This window comes from Nordella sp. HKS 07 (assembly GCF_011046735.1).
GTDB lineage: Bacteria > Pseudomonadota > Alphaproteobacteria > Rhizobiales > Aestuariivirgaceae > Taklimakanibacter.
The window spans coordinates 569,512-583,028 of record NZ_CP049258.1 but is presented as its reverse complement, the minus strand read 5'-3'; the positions used below and the strand labels follow the sequence as shown (position 1 = coordinate 583,028).

The 13,517-nt window shown below is 60.1% G+C and carries 14 protein-coding genes and 2 pseudogenes; 9 read left to right on the top strand and 7 right to left on the bottom strand.

The window, feature by feature from the left end:
* Nucleotides 1-60: 60 nt before the first annotated feature.
* From G5V57_RS02780 to G5V57_RS02760, 5 genes are all read left to right on the top strand, one after another.
* On the top strand, nucleotides 61-675 hold the full coding sequence (locus G5V57_RS02780) for a LemA family protein (protein WP_165173784.1): 615 nt from the start codon (nucleotides 61-63) through the stop codon (nucleotides 673-675).
* Nucleotides 676-678: 3 nt separating this feature from the next.
* Nucleotides 679-1,422, top strand: coding sequence for a YgcG family protein (locus G5V57_RS02775; protein WP_165166091.1), 744 nt, complete (start codon nucleotides 679-681; stop codon nucleotides 1,420-1,422).
* A gap of 2 nt (nucleotides 1,423-1,424) precedes the next feature.
* Nucleotides 1,425-2,069, top strand: a complete 645-nt coding sequence (locus G5V57_RS02770) for a TPM domain-containing protein (RefSeq protein WP_165166090.1) — start codon at nucleotides 1,425-1,427, stop codon at nucleotides 2,067-2,069.
* A gap of 140 nt (nucleotides 2,070-2,209) precedes the next feature.
* Entirely contained in the window at nucleotides 2,210-2,683 is a 474-nt protein-coding gene (locus G5V57_RS02765; protein WP_165166089.1) for a DUF995 domain-containing protein, read from the top strand.
* A 100-nt stretch (nucleotides 2,684-2,783) separates the two neighbouring features.
* Nucleotides 2,784-3,845, top strand: a complete 1,062-nt coding sequence (locus G5V57_RS02760; RefSeq protein WP_206530188.1) for a maleylacetate reductase — start codon at nucleotides 2,784-2,786, stop codon at nucleotides 3,843-3,845.
* A gap of 160 nt (nucleotides 3,846-4,005) precedes the next feature.
* Here the strand turns inward: G5V57_RS02760 and G5V57_RS02755 are convergent, their stop codons facing one another.
* The gene (locus G5V57_RS02755; protein ID WP_165166087.1) at nucleotides 4,006-4,638 is read right to left on the bottom strand and encodes an alpha/beta hydrolase; all 633 of its coding nucleotides are present in this window, start codon (nucleotides 4,636-4,638) and stop codon (nucleotides 4,006-4,008) included.
* Nucleotides 4,639-4,640: 2 nt separating this feature from the next.
* Nucleotides 4,641-5,573 carry a ring-cleaving dioxygenase gene (locus G5V57_RS02750; protein WP_165166086.1) on the bottom strand — a complete coding sequence of 311 codons (933 nt, stop codon included), beginning with the start codon at nucleotides 5,571-5,573 and terminating at the stop codon, nucleotides 4,641-4,643.
* Between the two features lie 124 nt (nucleotides 5,574-5,697).
* Here G5V57_RS02750 and G5V57_RS02745 point away from each other — a divergent pair.
* Both G5V57_RS02745 and G5V57_RS02740 read left to right on the top strand, forming a co-directional pair.
* A pseudogene (locus G5V57_RS02745) lies at nucleotides 5,698-6,593 on the top strand (LysR family transcriptional regulator).
* A gap of 209 nt (nucleotides 6,594-6,802) precedes the next feature.
* Nucleotides 6,803-7,666, top strand: a complete 864-nt coding sequence (locus G5V57_RS02740) for an LssY C-terminal domain-containing protein (protein WP_206530187.1) — start codon at nucleotides 6,803-6,805, stop codon at nucleotides 7,664-7,666.
* Between the two features lie 199 nt (nucleotides 7,667-7,865).
* On the opposite strand, the gene G5V57_RS33940 is transcribed toward G5V57_RS02740, so the two are convergent.
* Complete coding sequence (locus G5V57_RS33940; RefSeq protein WP_206530186.1) at nucleotides 7,866-8,615, bottom strand: hypothetical protein; 750 nt, start codon at nucleotides 8,613-8,615, stop codon at nucleotides 7,866-7,868.
* Nucleotides 8,616-9,052: 437 nt separating this feature from the next.
* Between G5V57_RS33940 and G5V57_RS02725 the strand changes: the two genes are divergently transcribed.
* Nucleotides 9,053-9,667 carry a hypothetical protein gene (locus G5V57_RS02725; protein WP_165166083.1) on the top strand — a complete coding sequence of 205 codons (615 nt, stop codon included), beginning with the start codon at nucleotides 9,053-9,055 and terminating at the stop codon, nucleotides 9,665-9,667.
* 149 nt (nucleotides 9,668-9,816) lie between these two features.
* Here the strand turns inward: G5V57_RS02725 and G5V57_RS02720 are convergent, their stop codons facing one another.
* Entirely contained in the window at nucleotides 9,817-10,746 is a 930-nt protein-coding gene (locus G5V57_RS02720) for a Gfo/Idh/MocA family protein (RefSeq protein ID WP_246737499.1), read from the bottom strand.
* Nucleotides 10,747-10,885: 139 nt separating this feature from the next.
* On the opposite strand from G5V57_RS02720, the gene G5V57_RS02715 reads away from it, so the two are divergent.
* Nucleotides 10,886-11,683, top strand: coding sequence for a 2-keto-4-pentenoate hydratase (locus tag G5V57_RS02715; protein ID WP_165173783.1), 798 nt, complete (start codon nucleotides 10,886-10,888; stop codon nucleotides 11,681-11,683).
* 217 nt (nucleotides 11,684-11,900) lie between these two features.
* Here the strand turns inward: G5V57_RS02715 and G5V57_RS02710 are convergent, their stop codons facing one another.
* The 3 genes and pseudogenes from G5V57_RS02710 to G5V57_RS02700 form a co-directional block, all read right to left on the bottom strand.
* Nucleotides 11,901-12,329, bottom strand: coding sequence for an SMP-30/gluconolactonase/LRE family protein (locus G5V57_RS02710; protein ID WP_165166081.1), 429 nt, complete (start codon nucleotides 12,327-12,329; stop codon nucleotides 11,901-11,903).
* A gap of 21 nt (nucleotides 12,330-12,350) precedes the next feature.
* A pseudogene (locus G5V57_RS02705) lies at nucleotides 12,351-12,596 on the bottom strand (integrase core domain-containing protein); the annotation flags it as partial.
* A gap of 11 nt (nucleotides 12,597-12,607) precedes the next feature.
* Nucleotides 12,608-13,066, bottom strand: coding sequence for a hypothetical protein (locus G5V57_RS02700; RefSeq protein ID WP_165166080.1), 459 nt, complete (start codon nucleotides 13,064-13,066; stop codon nucleotides 12,608-12,610).
* Nucleotides 13,067-13,517: the final 451 nt, after the last annotated feature.

Below are 13,517 nucleotides of genomic sequence, written 5' to 3'. Positions count from 1 at the left end.
CGGACAAACTCCGGCCCCTCCTTCTTTGAGCCCTTCGAGTCACTGATCAAGGAGCTGGCAATGAACCGGATTCGATTGGTGGTCCTTGTCGCTTTGACCCTTCTCCTCTCTGGCTGTGGAGTGAACAACATTCCGACTTACGAAGAGAAAGTGAAGGCCGGCTGGAGTGACGTGCAGAACCAATATCAGCGCCGTGCCGACCTCATTCCCAATCTGGTGGAAACGGTAAAGGGCTATGCACAACAGGAAAAGGATGTGCTGACCTCGGTTGTGGAGGCGCGGGCGAAGGCGACGCAAATGCAATTGCCGCCGGACATCCTCAACAACCCCGAGGCATTCAAGAAATACCAGGACTCACAGGCGCAGCTTTCTTCCGCTCTCGCGAGACTTCTGGCGGTCGTCGAGAACTACCCCGATCTCAAATCGAATCAGAACTTCCTGGCCCTTCAGTCGCAGCTGGAAGGAACCGAGAACCGTATAGCGGTAGCGCGACGCGACTACATCGAGGCTGTGCGCGTATACAATACCGAGCTGAAGACGTTTCCGGGACGAATCTGGGCTTCGCTCCTCTACTCCGATGCAAAGCCAGCCGAGACGTTTACCGTCGAGGACAAGGTCCTGCAGGCGCCGAAAGTCGATTTCTCCAAGAAACCGACGACCTCGACAGGGCAATAGTCGATGAGAGCACGCATCGCAGTTCTCGGCGGTCTTCTGCTTGCCTTTCTGGCGGCTATCAGCCTTGCCGAGCCCAATTTCCCCGCGCTGACGGGACCGGTGGTCGATGGGGCGGGCGTGCTCGACGCGGCGACCAGGGGAAGCCTCGAGGAGCGCCTGCGCGCCTATCAGGACAAGACCGGCCACCAGGTCGTCGTCGCCACAGTTCGCTCGCTCGAAGGGTACGACGTGCGCGACTATGGCAATCGGCTCTTTCGATCGTGGGGCATCGGCGACAAAAAACGCAATGACGGCGTACTGGTGCTCGTGGCGCCGAATGAGCGCAATGTCTCGATCGAGGTCGGATACGGGCTGGAGGGCGAACTGACCGATGCCCTGTCGCGAGTCATCATCGACAATGCCATGCTGCCGAGATTCAAGGCCGGCGACTATGGTGCGGGTGTATCGGCGGGTATCGACGATATTGCCACGGCGCTCGGCGGGAATGGCGCTGAGATCATCGAGCGGACAAGAAGCCAGTCGGAGCCGGACCCCGGCGAACTGCTGCTGATTTTCATGCTTCTCGCCTTTGCCCTGATTTTGCTGTCGCAGGCGTCACGTGGCCGAGGGATCATTATCGTGCCCGGCCCGGGCGGTACCTTTGGAGGAGGCTATGGTGGCGGCTGGAGCGGCGGCGGCGGCTTCGGCGGAGGATATGGCGGTGGAGGCGGCAGTTCAGGTGGCGGCGGAGCCTCCGGCAGCTGGTAGACATGAGCACCACGATCGTCACCGACAATGACCGAGAGCGCATAAAGGCTGCTATACAAAGCGCCGAAAGAACCACCAGCGGCGAGATCGTCGTGGTTGTGGCCTATCGTTCCGACGACTATCTCCATGTGCCGCTTCATGTCGCGACGGCCGCGGCCCTGGCTGTGCCTCTCCTGTTGCCGCTGGTGAGCCGGTTCTTGCATTGGTACCCCACGCCGATTGCCTGGGTGTTCGTCTACCAGCTCGTCACATTCATCGTCGTGGCGCTGGCGCTCAGTATTCCTCCCTTGCGCTACTACATCACGCCGCGCGCGCTGATGCGGAAATATGCCCATCGCCACGCGTCCGCGCAGTTCCTGGCGAGCAATATTCACACGACGAGGGCGCGGACGGGCGTGCTGATCTTCGTCTCGCTTCTCGAGCGATACTGCGAGATCGTCGCCGATATCGCGGTGAGCGAGAAAGTGCCGAAAAGAACATGGCGAGTCATCATCGATCAAATACTCCCCAGGATAAAAGCGGGCGACCTGGCTGCCGGCCTCGAGACCGGAATCGCGCGTTGCGCCGAGCATCTCTCCAAACATTTCCCTCCCGGCGCGCTCAACCTCAACGAACTTCCCGATCATCTCATTGTCATTCGGGGGTGATCGTCAGGGTTCTAAGTGGGACATGCGGCGAGAAGACCGTCCGTGTCTGATCGAGATCAATGGTGAGCCCGTTGAGCGCTGCCGTTGTCCCATATGCGCGTATGATGATCTTTGTGGGGCCGTAGCATGGGGAGGCGAAGATGAAGCGAACTCTGATTCTGTTCGCCGTAGCTGCCACTTTGGCTTGTTCGACCGCAGATGCGAAAAATAAGGGTACGATACCCAAGGACGCCGTTCCGATGACGCCGGAAGAGATCAGCATTATTCTATCGGGAAATACATTCGCTCCGATCAAGGGCATCAGGTACTATTTTTCGCCCGATGGGATTCTCGTCGCCTTGGGAACCGACGGTTGGTTCGCCGAAGGCACGTGGAAGGTGAACGGCAACAGCTGGTGCCTCGACAGCATCTGGCACGGACCCGACAAGTCCAAGACTGATAGTTATGCCCAGTGCAGTGAGAAATATAAGCTCGGCAAGAAGATCTATACGAAGAACACAAAGGGCGAAGACAAATGGCTGGGCGATGTCACGACCGACCAGGAAAAGAAATTCAAGAAAGGGGACACTGTCACTGCAGAGGTAGCGAAGCTCAAGAAGAAATACGGATATTAGATCAGAAGGGTGGCCGCGTTTGATATGCCTGGCCTTGCGAACTTCTATCATCCAGTAAAAGCGAGCCGACAGCGGATCGGGCACGGTTCGCAAGGACAAGGTGATGCACAGTTTCATCTATGAGGCGCTTCCCAGTCGCGTCATCTTTGGAAACGGCGCCCTCGATCAGCTCGCCGCGGAAATAGAACGGCTTCACCTCGCCAAGGTCATGGTGCTGTCGACGCCCCATCATCGCCAAGTGAGTGCGGAGGTGGCCGCGGCGCTCGGCGATCGCTCCGCCGGCGTCTATGATCAGGTGGTGATGCATGTTCCCCTGGAAAAGGCGCAGGCGGCCCGCGAGGAGGCGTTGCGGCGAGGGGCTCAAGGCTGCGTGGCGCTCGGCGGTGGATCGACCATCGGTCTCGGAAAGGCGATCGCGCTTGCGCACGATCTGCCGATCATCGCGGTGCCGACGACCTATGCCGGCTCGGAGATGACGCCGATCTGGGGCATCACCGAGAATGGCGTAAAGAAGACCGGACGCGACCCGAAAGTCCTTCCGCGCACAGTCATCTACGATCCGAGTTTGACCGTCTCGCTGCCGGCGCGCCTCTCGGTCGCCAGCGGCCTGAACGCCATCGCCCATGCTGTCGAGGGGCTTTATGCGCAGGACGCCAATCCGATCGTGTCGCTGATGGCCGAAGAAGGGATCAGAGCGCTCGCCATGGGGCTTCCCCGCATCCATGCGGATCCGCAGGACCTGGCGGCGCGCTCCGATGCGCTTTACGGCGCGTGGTTATGCGGGGCGACCCTGGGCGCCGTCGGCATGGCGCTGCATCACAAGATCTGCCACACGCTGGGCGGTAGCTTCAATCTGCCGCATGCCGAGACGCATGCCGTCATCCTGCCGCATGCGGCGGCCTATAACCGCGCCGCCGCGGTGCCTGCCATGGCGAGAATAGCGCGGGCGCTTGGAGCCACCGACGCGCCTTCCGCACTCCATGATCTGGCGAAGCGGATGGACGCGCCCCTGGCGCTCAAGGATCTGGGACTCGCAAGCGCCGATCTCGATCGCGCCGTCGATCTCATCGTCGCGCGTCCCTACTGGAACCCGGCGCCGGTGGAGCCGACGAGGATCCGGGTGCTGCTCGAGCGCGCCTGGCGGGGCCTGCCGCCGGAATAAATTTGGCGATCAGAGCTATTTCACGCGGGTATTCTCGGCACTATCGGCACCAGTCCCGGCGCGTGGCGCGGTCGGAAGGCGTGACGGGGCAGCCGGAGCAAGCGGCAAACGGAGCTTGATCAACCGCCGCTATTTCCGGCTTACGCCTTCTGAAGTATTTTCAGGCCGCCGCGTCGAGCGCTACGTCGGCGACCCATTCCCGGGCGAGCGCGATGTCGGTCTGCGAAAGCTGATGGCCGGTGGGAAGGATCAGATGTTCGATCCTCCCGCCTGCCTCCGACAGCATCGTCGACAGCCGTTCAGCGTTGTCGGCGGGAACGATCGGATCGTGCCGGCCGGACAGAAGCAAGACCGGCTTTCCGCCGAGATCCGCTTTGGGGGGATCGCTCAGCGGGACCATGGCGCGAAGCAATATGGCTCCGGCCAATGCCCGAGGCGCGGTCAGCAGAACCGCCGCGGCGATATTGGCTCCGTTGGAGAAACCCACCGCGATCGGCACGCCGATGCCGTAGCGATCCCGCGCATAAGCGACGAAATCTCCGAGCTCCCCGGCGCGGTTGCGCACGTCCTCCTCGTCGAACCTGCCCTCGGCGAAGCGGCGGAAGAAGCGCGGCATGCCGTTTTCGAGGACGTGGCCGCGCGGCGACAGAAGCGCCGAGCCCGGCGAGATCGCCCCTCCGAGCTCGAGCAGATCGTTCTCGTCGCCGCCGGTGGCGTGTAGCAGCAGCAAAGGCGGTGCGTCCGCTTGCCTGCCGGGCTCGAAGCGATAGGTGAAGGGCGATTTCGCGGTCATCGTCAGGCTCCTTGAAGTTCGGGCAGCACGCCCTCGATCTCGCGGCGATGGGGCTCGAGGAAACGCGGCAGCTTCAGATCGCGGCCGAGCGTTGCGACAGGCTCGTCCACCGCGAATCCCGGGACGTCGGTGGCGATCTCGAACAGAACGCCGCCGGGCTCGCGGAAATAGACCGAGCGGAAATAGTTGCGGTCCTTCTGCTCGGTAGCATAGAGGCCGTGATTGCCAACGAGCCTCTCGGCCATCAAAACCTGCTCGGCGTCGTCCTTGGCGCGGAAGGCGATGTGATGCACCGAGCCGCGGCCCTGCCCGCCGCGCGACAAGCCCTTCATCTCGCGAATGTCGACGATGCCACCTTCCTTATCGCCCGCGGCTTGGAAGCGGATCAAGGCGCCCTCGCGCCCAATCTCGCGCAGGCCGAATATGTCGGTAAGGACCTTGGCAGTCCTGGTCGCATCGGCGATCAGAAGCGTCACGCCGTGGAAGCCGCGGATCGCATGCTCGGCCGGTATGTCGCCATTGCTCCAGGCGGGCTCGTTCTCCGCGCCCGTCACGCCGACCAGCGCCAGCGCCATGCCGTCCGGGTCGGAGAAGGTCAGCACAGATTCGCCGAACCGTTTTTCCGGCGTCGCGAACGTGATGCCCTTTTCCTGAAAGCGCCGGGTCCAATAGCTGAGCGAGGCTTGCGGGACCCGGAAGGCGGTCTCTTCCGTTTCACCGACACCCCGGCGGCCGGCGGGGGCGCCTTCCCACGGGAAGAAGGTGAGAATAGTGCCGGGGCGGCCGGTCTCGTCGCCATAATAGAAGTGATAGGTGCCCGGGTCGTCGAAATTGACGGTCCTCTTGACGAAGCGCAGGCCCATATCGCGCGTGTAGAACGCGAAGTTCCGCAGCGGATTGCCTGCGATTGCGGTGACGTGATGAATGCCCGACATCTCATTTCTCCTCATCCAAATGAAGGCGCTTGCCTCAGGGGCACATATCGGGCAGCTTTGAATTGAGGACAATCCATGCCTTTACGCATGGTCTGTCTATGAATTGGAACCAATGGAAACTCAGATGGACAAGGTGGCGAGTCTCAAGGCCTTCGTGAAAGTAGTGGAAAATGGCAGTTTCGCCGAGGCTGGCCGGCAGTTGCGGCTGTCGAGATCGGCGGTCAGCAAATACATCGCCGATCTGGAGGAGAATCTCGGCGTGCAGCTCCTGAACCGCACGACACGGCATGCGAGCCCGAACGAGAATGGTCAGCTCTATTTCGAGCGCGCGCTCGTCATCCTGGCGGAGATCGATGCCGCGGATCAGGCGGTCGCGAGCCAGCAGACCGCGCCGCGGGGGCTCCTACGCATCAACGCGCCGATGTCCTTCGGCACGATCAAGCTTGGCCCGGCGCTCGCCGACTTCATGACCAGATATCCGGAGATGCAGCTCCAGCTCGTGCTCAGCGACGACCTGGTCGATCCGGTGGAGGGGGCTTCGACGTGACGCTGCGCATCGCCGAGCTCGAATCCTCGAGCCTGATCGCCCGCAAGATCGCGCCGATGCCGCGCGTCATCTGCGCATCGCCCGGTTATTTCGCGCAGCATGGCGCGCCGGCTCATCCGGACGACCTGCGCAAGCATCATACGCTCACCTATGGGTTTCTTCTGACGGGCAATCAGTGGAAGCTGACGGGCGAAGACGGCGACCATTGGATCCAGCCCGCCTGGTCGCTCTGCGTCAATAATGCCGAGGTTCTTCGCGACGTCGCGATGAAGGGGCGAGGAATTGCGCTGATCCCGAAGTTCATCGCCGAGGACGCGCTGAAGAGCGGGATGTTGCGGACGATCCTCGATGAGTTCCGGGCGCCGCCGCTTTCACTATATGCGGTCTATCCCTCGACCAGGCATCTGTCGATCAAGGTCCGCCTGTTCATCGACTTTCTCGTCGAGCGCTTCGGGCGCGAGATCGTCGCCTGAGATTCCGCTTGTCCGGCGATGGCAGCTTGCGTGCCGCCCGCCAGGAAACGAGCTTCGGATCGTCGCGTCTCATCTCCGTGCGGGAAAGCCCCAATATTCGCCGGTTTCGCATCGATCGTTGGCGGCTTAATATCCGATGCCGTCAGACCAAGCCGAAGAGCGCGACGGCCCAGCTCATCGGGCGCTAGACGGGAGAAAGCAATGTGAGAATGCTGACGCGCCTTTTCCAGAGGATCCTGGTTTTCTGTCTGGGTGTATTCAGTGTCTGGCTGATCGTCTTCGTCGTTTTCGATACCGCGGACAACCGACTGCCATGGATTTTGGCGGTGTGCCTTACCTATGGCCTGGCCGCTTATGTCATCCTGCCGAACGTGGTCCGAATGGGCCTGAAAGTTCTTCATCGAGGACTTATCCCCAGATACACGATCACGGGGGATGGCCTGCCCGGCGATCCCGTAAATTTCGTCCTTATCGGAACGCTTCAACAACTCCGCGAGGCCTTCGCAACAATGGGCTGGTCCACGGCCGACCGTCTGGGGATGGCAAGCTCGTGGCGAATGATACGAGCGTTTCTGGTGAACTCCGCCTATCCTACCGCACCTTTCAGCAGTCTCTATCTCTTTGGGCGACGGCAGGATATCGGATTCCAGGAGCCCATCGGCGGAAGCCCTCGCAAGCGCCATCACATCCGTTTCTGGGCCCTTGGTCTCGCCCATTCCGACGATGATATGAGTGCCGCGAGTTTCTGGATGAATACGGACAAGCCGTCGCCAGACGAGCGCGTCTTGTGGGTTGGAGCAGGGACCAGGGACACCGGATTTTCTCTAACCTGGTTGACGTTCCAGATCACACATGCCACCGATGCGGATACGAATGCCGAGCGCGACTACATAGTCGGTGAGCTGAGGGCAAAGCGTGTGATCGGGGATGTCGCGCTGCACCAATCCGGTTCACGTTTGCAGGCCGCAAAGGTCAACCATTACATCACCGATGGTGAAATCGCGTTCGCCAGCTTGTGTGTCAACGCCAAGGGTCGCGACCAGGCCGATACCGTCGTCCCTCGGGCCGGGTGAATGCTGATCCACCGAGCTAGAGCGCCGGACGTTCACATAGAACCGGGCCGGCGCTCTAACTCTTTGATTTGCGCATCGGATTATCCGAAAACCGCTTCGCATGGTCGGGTCAAGCCCGACCACAAGCTTTTCGGTCCGATGCTCTAGACCGAACGCAATTTGGCAAAGTCATCGTGCAGCGCGGGCACGCTTCGCCAAGTCACCGGTTGGGGCACGGCGGGTTGGGGTAGTATCCACAATGCCCTGAATTCCAGTTGTCTTCACGCGAATACCAGGCGCCGTGATATTCGGGCGCATGCCAATAATTGCCATTGTGCCAGGCGCCGCCATTCCAGTAGCCGCCGCCGACATGGTCGTCGCCCATGTCCCCGCCAAAACCATCGCCTCTACCGCCAAATCCACCGTCACCCCCGAAACCGCCTCCGAATCCGCCACGTCCTCCGCCACCGCGATCGATGAACAGCGCTGCAGGTCCAGCGGCGCCATCAAGATTTCCTTCCAGCAAGGCAATCTCGAATGTAAGCGTGGTGCCCTCGAGCTTGGGCGACTTGATCGTCACCACCGCATCAATCACCTCGCTGCCATTGCCGCCGCCCAATACAGAGACGGTTGCATTGGGCGGATCAACGGCGAAACTGTTCTTGCCTTCATCCCACTGCATCAGGAATTGGTCGGTCATTTCATGCCCGGCCGCGCGAATGGGGCGATCGGCAAAGACGATCGTATTGGTCGACACGTTCGTGAGAATGAGTTTGTTGCCCTCAAGTTTTGCGCCGCCGGAGTTGAGCACAAAGAGCGACGGTACCGGCGCCGTCGCGGTGACTTCGCCGATCGTCTTTTGCAACGGGATATGGGGCTTCTTGGTCGTGTCTTGGCCGAATCCTGTACCGGTCGTCCAAACGAGTGCGCCGGCAAGGACGGTTAAGCAAGCGATCTGATTGATACTCATGAGATGCCTCCGTTTGCTTTCAAGCGACTTCCAATCGGAAATTCGAATTGGCGGTTCGGGCCATTCGTTTCGGCTTCTAGTCGTCTGAATGCTGCGCTGTCCCGTTCAAACGAATAGATACATCGCGACTTTCACGGCTGCGCGGCGGTCGGAAAATGTCGTCGTTGCCCGGACCTGCTGCATGGCCTGCTCAAGATTATAACTTGCCGGATTTGCATCGCCGGGAAATTGATATAGCTTTGCAGTTCCTTCGACCGCAACTGCTGCCCGACGGAGAGGCGATCGCGCCTCCCATCCCGAACGGTGTCTTGACACGGCTGTCGTCCGAACGGAACGTGCCTCCCGGGCTTGCCCCCTGTCAAATCACAATATTGGCGCGCGGCTGCCGGATCGGATAAGATCGAAACGGGACGACGCAGGTTGATTTGGGGAAACCGATGGCGAGTCTCAGTCCGTACCGTTTTGCCGCAGCACTGGGTCTGTTGATGCTTGCCGCGATGCCGGCGCCGCACGGATCGGCACTTGCCGGCAGCACGACATTGAGCTTGCAGAATTCGAACGAACGCGACCCCGACGACTTCAGCGACGTACTCAACAACATCTTCAAGTTTGAAGGCGCTTATAAGTTCGACAGCGGAATCTATGTGAATGGCTCTATTGAAATCGAAGTGCCGGAAGATGGTGACCCGAATAAGAAGAATCTCGAGGGCAATCTCGGCTACCAGCACATCCTCGTTTCGCCGATTTCACTCTTCGGCAGCGCCGGCATTGGCGAGCGTTTCACCGATGACAATGATTTCGCCTATTACGTCTTTCGCACCGGCCTCGACGTGGCCATCTGTGATCAGGTGACCTGGAACGTCATCACCTTCCGTTATCGCAATGCCTTCAATACCGTCAATGACTATGAAACCCCCCGCTTGACAACGAAGCTCAGCTTTCACGCCAATGAGCACAACACGATCTATGGCGAGCTCTATAGTAACTATGACAGCGAGTGGGATGCCACAGCGACAGGACTCACCATTGGCTATGCGTTCAGTTTCGAGTGAGCATCGTGGTCGTAAGGCTGCTTTAATTGCCTCGGATTCCACAGGGCCTATCTTCTCGACTATCGCTGACGCCATCCAGATGTCGCAGGGAACTGAGATAGCATCCACAAGCTTTTCGTTCCGAATCCCTTGTCGGCGGCCCACTCGATTCAGCTGACAGGCTCAACCACCACCGGCTTGCCGAGCATGAAGCAATCGGACACCAGCTGCAGAGGGGAAGGGTCAACCTCACTCTTCCTTGCTTTCAGCAGGCGTGCGAACCTGGCGTAAATGTCCTCATATTCATGCAGCACAGCTTTGTGTGCAGTTTTGCCGTTGACCTCGAGTATTGAGCCGCCATTTTTCAGATGAAGTCTCAGGCCGTCCCTGGTGCCAACTTCGATTTCCCAGATCTCGCTGGCCTTCTGCCGCCAGTCAAACACCGCCGAGAGGTTTGCGGGTGCACCATCGCCCCGCTTGAAGCGGATGTCGGCGCCAATCGGGGTAGCGGCATTGGCGGGAACTTCTATTGTGGCGCTCTCGGCGAAAATGGGCTCCGGCAGAATCTTCGTTACGATGGACAGTGCGTTGATGCCGGGGTCGAACACGCCAAAGCCGCCCGGCTGCCAGATCCAGGCTTGACCGGGATGCCACTTGTGCACGTCCTCTTTCCACGTCACGCGCAGAAAATCGACATGCCTGCCCTTGAGCCTGGTTTTCGCCATGTCCACCGACTTGTTGTAACGCGAATGCCATGTGGCATAGAGCACGCGCTTCTTCCTTCTGGCATAGGCCTCGAGGGCAAGGAGCTCGCCAACTGTAGGTGTCGGGGGCTTTTCGATCAGGAGATGCCAGCCACAGTCCGTCGCTTCACGCGCCATCGCCAGGCGCACCGCCGGCGGTGTGCAAAGCGCCACGCAATCCACCTTGAGCTTGCTCGCTTTGAGGGCCGAAAGGTTCTCAAAGGTCGGCACGCCCTCAATCCTGGCAGAACGGCTGACCCCGGCCACCAAGGCAAAATTCCGGTTCTTGCCTATGCAAGGCAGGTGTTGATCGCGGGCAATTTTCCCAATACCGACGACAGCGATCCTGTAAGGCATGAGGTTCCCCATTTCGCTGATTGAGGCAGTGGAGGTGTAGCACAGCTATTTTGCTTTGTCGGGGGTCGTTGTTCTCCAGGCCCTTTCTTTAGGTAGCGGCGTGCGTATGATCCTGTCGTCGGGATTGTGAGGGTGACAGATCGTGGAACCGGATCAAGCGAAGGAAGCGTCGGACCTTCTGATCCGGCATTGGCAGGAGGGCACGACGCTCGAGGCTTTGCCTCTACCTTTGCGGCCCGAGACTCGCGCCGAGGGCTATCTGATCCAGTCGCATCTCGAAGGCCTGAGCAGCAAGCCGCTCTTCGGCTGGAAGATCGCCGCGACGAGCCTCGCCGGCCAGCGCCATATCGCAGTCGATGGCCCGCTCGCCGGGCGGCTTCTGGCAGAGAGGGTCTTTCCCAACGGTGCCACCCTGACGCTCGGCCCGAACCGCATGCGTGTCGCCGAAGCCGAGTTTGCCTTCCGGATGTCGCGTGATCTGCCGCCGCGTGGCGAAGCTTATGCCCAGGAGGAGGTGCTCGGCGCCGTGGCGGCGCTGCATGTCGCTATCGAAGTGCCGGATTCACGCTATACGGACTTCACGCGCGTAGGCGCACCGCAACTGATCGCCGACAATGCCTGCGGCCACCAATTCGTGCTGGGGCCCGAGGCTCCACATATCTGGCGCGACATCGACCTCGCGACACACCGGGTCGTCGGCCGCGTCGGCACACGAATTGAACGCGAGGGCATCGGCGCAAATGTTCTGGGCGATCCCCGCATCGCGCTCACCTGGCTGGCAAACGAGCTGTCGCAGCACGGCCTGACGCTGGCCAGAAACCAGATCGTCACGACCGGAACCTGTCTCGTGCCCCTGGAAATCGCTCCCGGCGATGATGTTTTCGCGGACTTCGGCACACTCGGTCAAGTTGCTTTGCAATTTGCCGGGGGAGGATAGATGTGGCTCAGTCCGGATTGCGCAAGAGAGAGCAAGATGGACCGACTTGGAGATTGTCGGTTGGATCAGCGGAGAATTTCGCCGATTGTTGTACACCACGAGACAAGAGGAGGTTGGCGTAATTCCGAGTCTGACCTCGCCCGGCATCGATGACGATAAAAACGACGAATATATTGGGGCTCAAGGAGTAGCTCGCTGAAGCCGCGGCGGGGAACCTTCAGCCGGCAAAGCGCGGTCGGGACAGACCAGTCACTGGCGCCTCGAAGGCAAAAAGACTTCCTTGCTGCGGATAGCGCGCGGCCAATTCCGGGCGCAGGCCTTGATGTGCGCTCGTCACATAAAGCGTCTTGAGATCGGCGCCGCCGAAGGCGCAGGATGTCACCTGCACCGCCGGAATGGGAACCACCTGATCGACCGTTCCGTCAGGCGCAAGCCTTGCCACGCAATGCCCCTCCCACCGCGCGCTCCACAGATAGCCTTCGCTGTCGACCGCAGCACCATCTGGATAGCCCAGATCCTTTATGGCGCTAAACTCGCGGCGGTTTGCGACCGTTCCCCGCTCGAGGTCGAAATCATAGGCATAGATGATCTGGAGCGCCGAGTCGGCGATAGAGCACGCTCGATTGCGGATTCCACACCACACCATTGGTGATTTTGATATCGCTGATCACTTTTCTCGCCGACAGGTCGGGCTGGATGCACCACAAGGCGCCGCTTGCCGCGGTGATCGGCATAGCGGGCGCTCAGTATTGTACTCAACGACAAAGTCGTCGAATCTGGCCTGCTGCTGAAGGAAGCTCTGGCCGGCTGGCTTTGTCGTATCCTGTTTGAGAGTGAGGCGCCTGCGTTCATGGCGGCCATTCTGCTGGGGATTGCCCGGCTTGATTCGATCGATCTGGATGCCGAGCTTCAGGTGCCTCGTGGTCAGTTAGATTGCTGCCCATAGTCACTGAAGTCCCCCGTGCAGAACCCGCTCACGATGACGACACCGCCAGTGCCGTCGTTCGTCGTGCCCTGATGAGTTGTTGCCGTGAACTGGTGAGGCCACGAGACGGAGATGTCGAGTTGCGTTGGAAGCCTATCGCTAGCAATGACCGCAATATCGATCCGCACCGGACCCGGTGATATGCTGTACGGTGAAATGCTGATTGGATGCGTTCCTAGGCAGCCCCCGTGACTGCACTTCATCTGCTTGGCGTCGGTGTCAATGACAAAACTGTTCTCCAGCCCGCCGCCAAATACTTTACAACTTGCGCCCGTTCGACCCACCTGACACTCCGCGCCGCTCTGGGCAGAGCAGGTGATGGTTCCGGCATGGGCTTGGGTGGCGGCTACAGTCGCAACCCCTGTTCCCAGGAGTATCGTTTTCAATATGGTTCTCATGACAGCCATCCTTGGAATGTCTACCAACCATTACGCAGCGGGTGCCGTCGCGCGAACAATCGTGCGTGTCGCGCAGCATCTAGTCAATGACCGCAATAATGCTTGGACGAGTCGACGACCAGCCTTCCCGGAGGCGGTTCGGCGGCCATTTCCTGCTGAGGCTCGCTCCCTTCCGACGTTGGTTTCGCCGCGGCGCCGGGCGCTGCAGCGACCTGGGTTAAGATCGTCAATGCCGACATCAACTGCATTTAAGACCCGCTTGATCAAGGTTGGGCAATATTGGGTTGGCAGAACCAGAATACCATCAACCGACAGGACCATCCCTATGCAATTGGTGGCGGCGTTGCTGGGTCCTTGCCTGCTGATGTCGAAGCAGCGATCCAGGGCAGGCTGAAGTCACTGGCAGCCGCCTACCCCAAGCAAAGGTGACTCTCAGCCGACCGGAAGCGAT

What these genes read in the sequence shown, in the direction of transcription:
- G5V57_RS02780 (WP_165173784.1), top strand. Translation starts at nt 61, where the DNA reads ATGAACCGGATTCGATTGGTGGTCCTTGTCGCTTTGACCCTTCTCCTC.
- G5V57_RS02775 (WP_165166091.1), top strand. Translation starts at nt 679, where the DNA reads ATGAGAGCACGCATCGCAGTTCTCGGCGGTCTTCTGCTTGCCTTTCTG.
- G5V57_RS02770 (WP_165166090.1), top strand. Translation starts at nt 1,425, where the DNA reads ATGAGCACCACGATCGTCACCGACAATGACCGAGAGCGCATAAAGGCT.
- G5V57_RS02765 (WP_165166089.1), top strand. Translation starts at nt 2,210, where the DNA reads ATGAAGCGAACTCTGATTCTGTTCGCCGTAGCTGCCACTTTGGCTTGT.
- G5V57_RS02755 (WP_165166087.1), bottom strand. Translation starts at nt 4,638, where the DNA reads ATGACCGCGAAATCGCCCTTCACCTATCGCTTCGAGCCCGGCAGGCAA.
- G5V57_RS02750 (WP_165166086.1), bottom strand. Translation starts at nt 5,573, where the DNA reads ATGTCGGGCATTCATCACGTCACCGCAATCGCAGGCAATCCGCTGCGG.
- G5V57_RS02740 (WP_206530187.1), top strand. Translation starts at nt 6,803, where the DNA reads ATGCTGACGCGCCTTTTCCAGAGGATCCTGGTTTTCTGTCTGGGTGTA.
- G5V57_RS33940 (WP_206530186.1), bottom strand. Translation starts at nt 8,615, where the DNA reads ATGAGTATCAATCAGATCGCTTGCTTAACCGTCCTTGCCGGCGCACTC.
- G5V57_RS02725 (WP_165166083.1), top strand. Translation starts at nt 9,053, where the DNA reads ATGGCGAGTCTCAGTCCGTACCGTTTTGCCGCAGCACTGGGTCTGTTG.
- G5V57_RS02720 (WP_246737499.1), bottom strand. Translation starts at nt 10,746, where the DNA reads ATGCCTTACAGGATCGCTGTCGTCGGTATTGGGAAAATTGCCCGCGAT.
- G5V57_RS02710 (WP_165166081.1), bottom strand. Translation starts at nt 12,329, where the DNA reads ATGGTGTGGTGTGGAATCCGCAATCGAGCGTGCTCTATCGCCGACTCG.
- G5V57_RS02700 (WP_165166080.1), bottom strand. Translation starts at nt 13,066, where the DNA reads ATGAGAACCATATTGAAAACGATACTCCTGGGAACAGGGGTTGCGACT.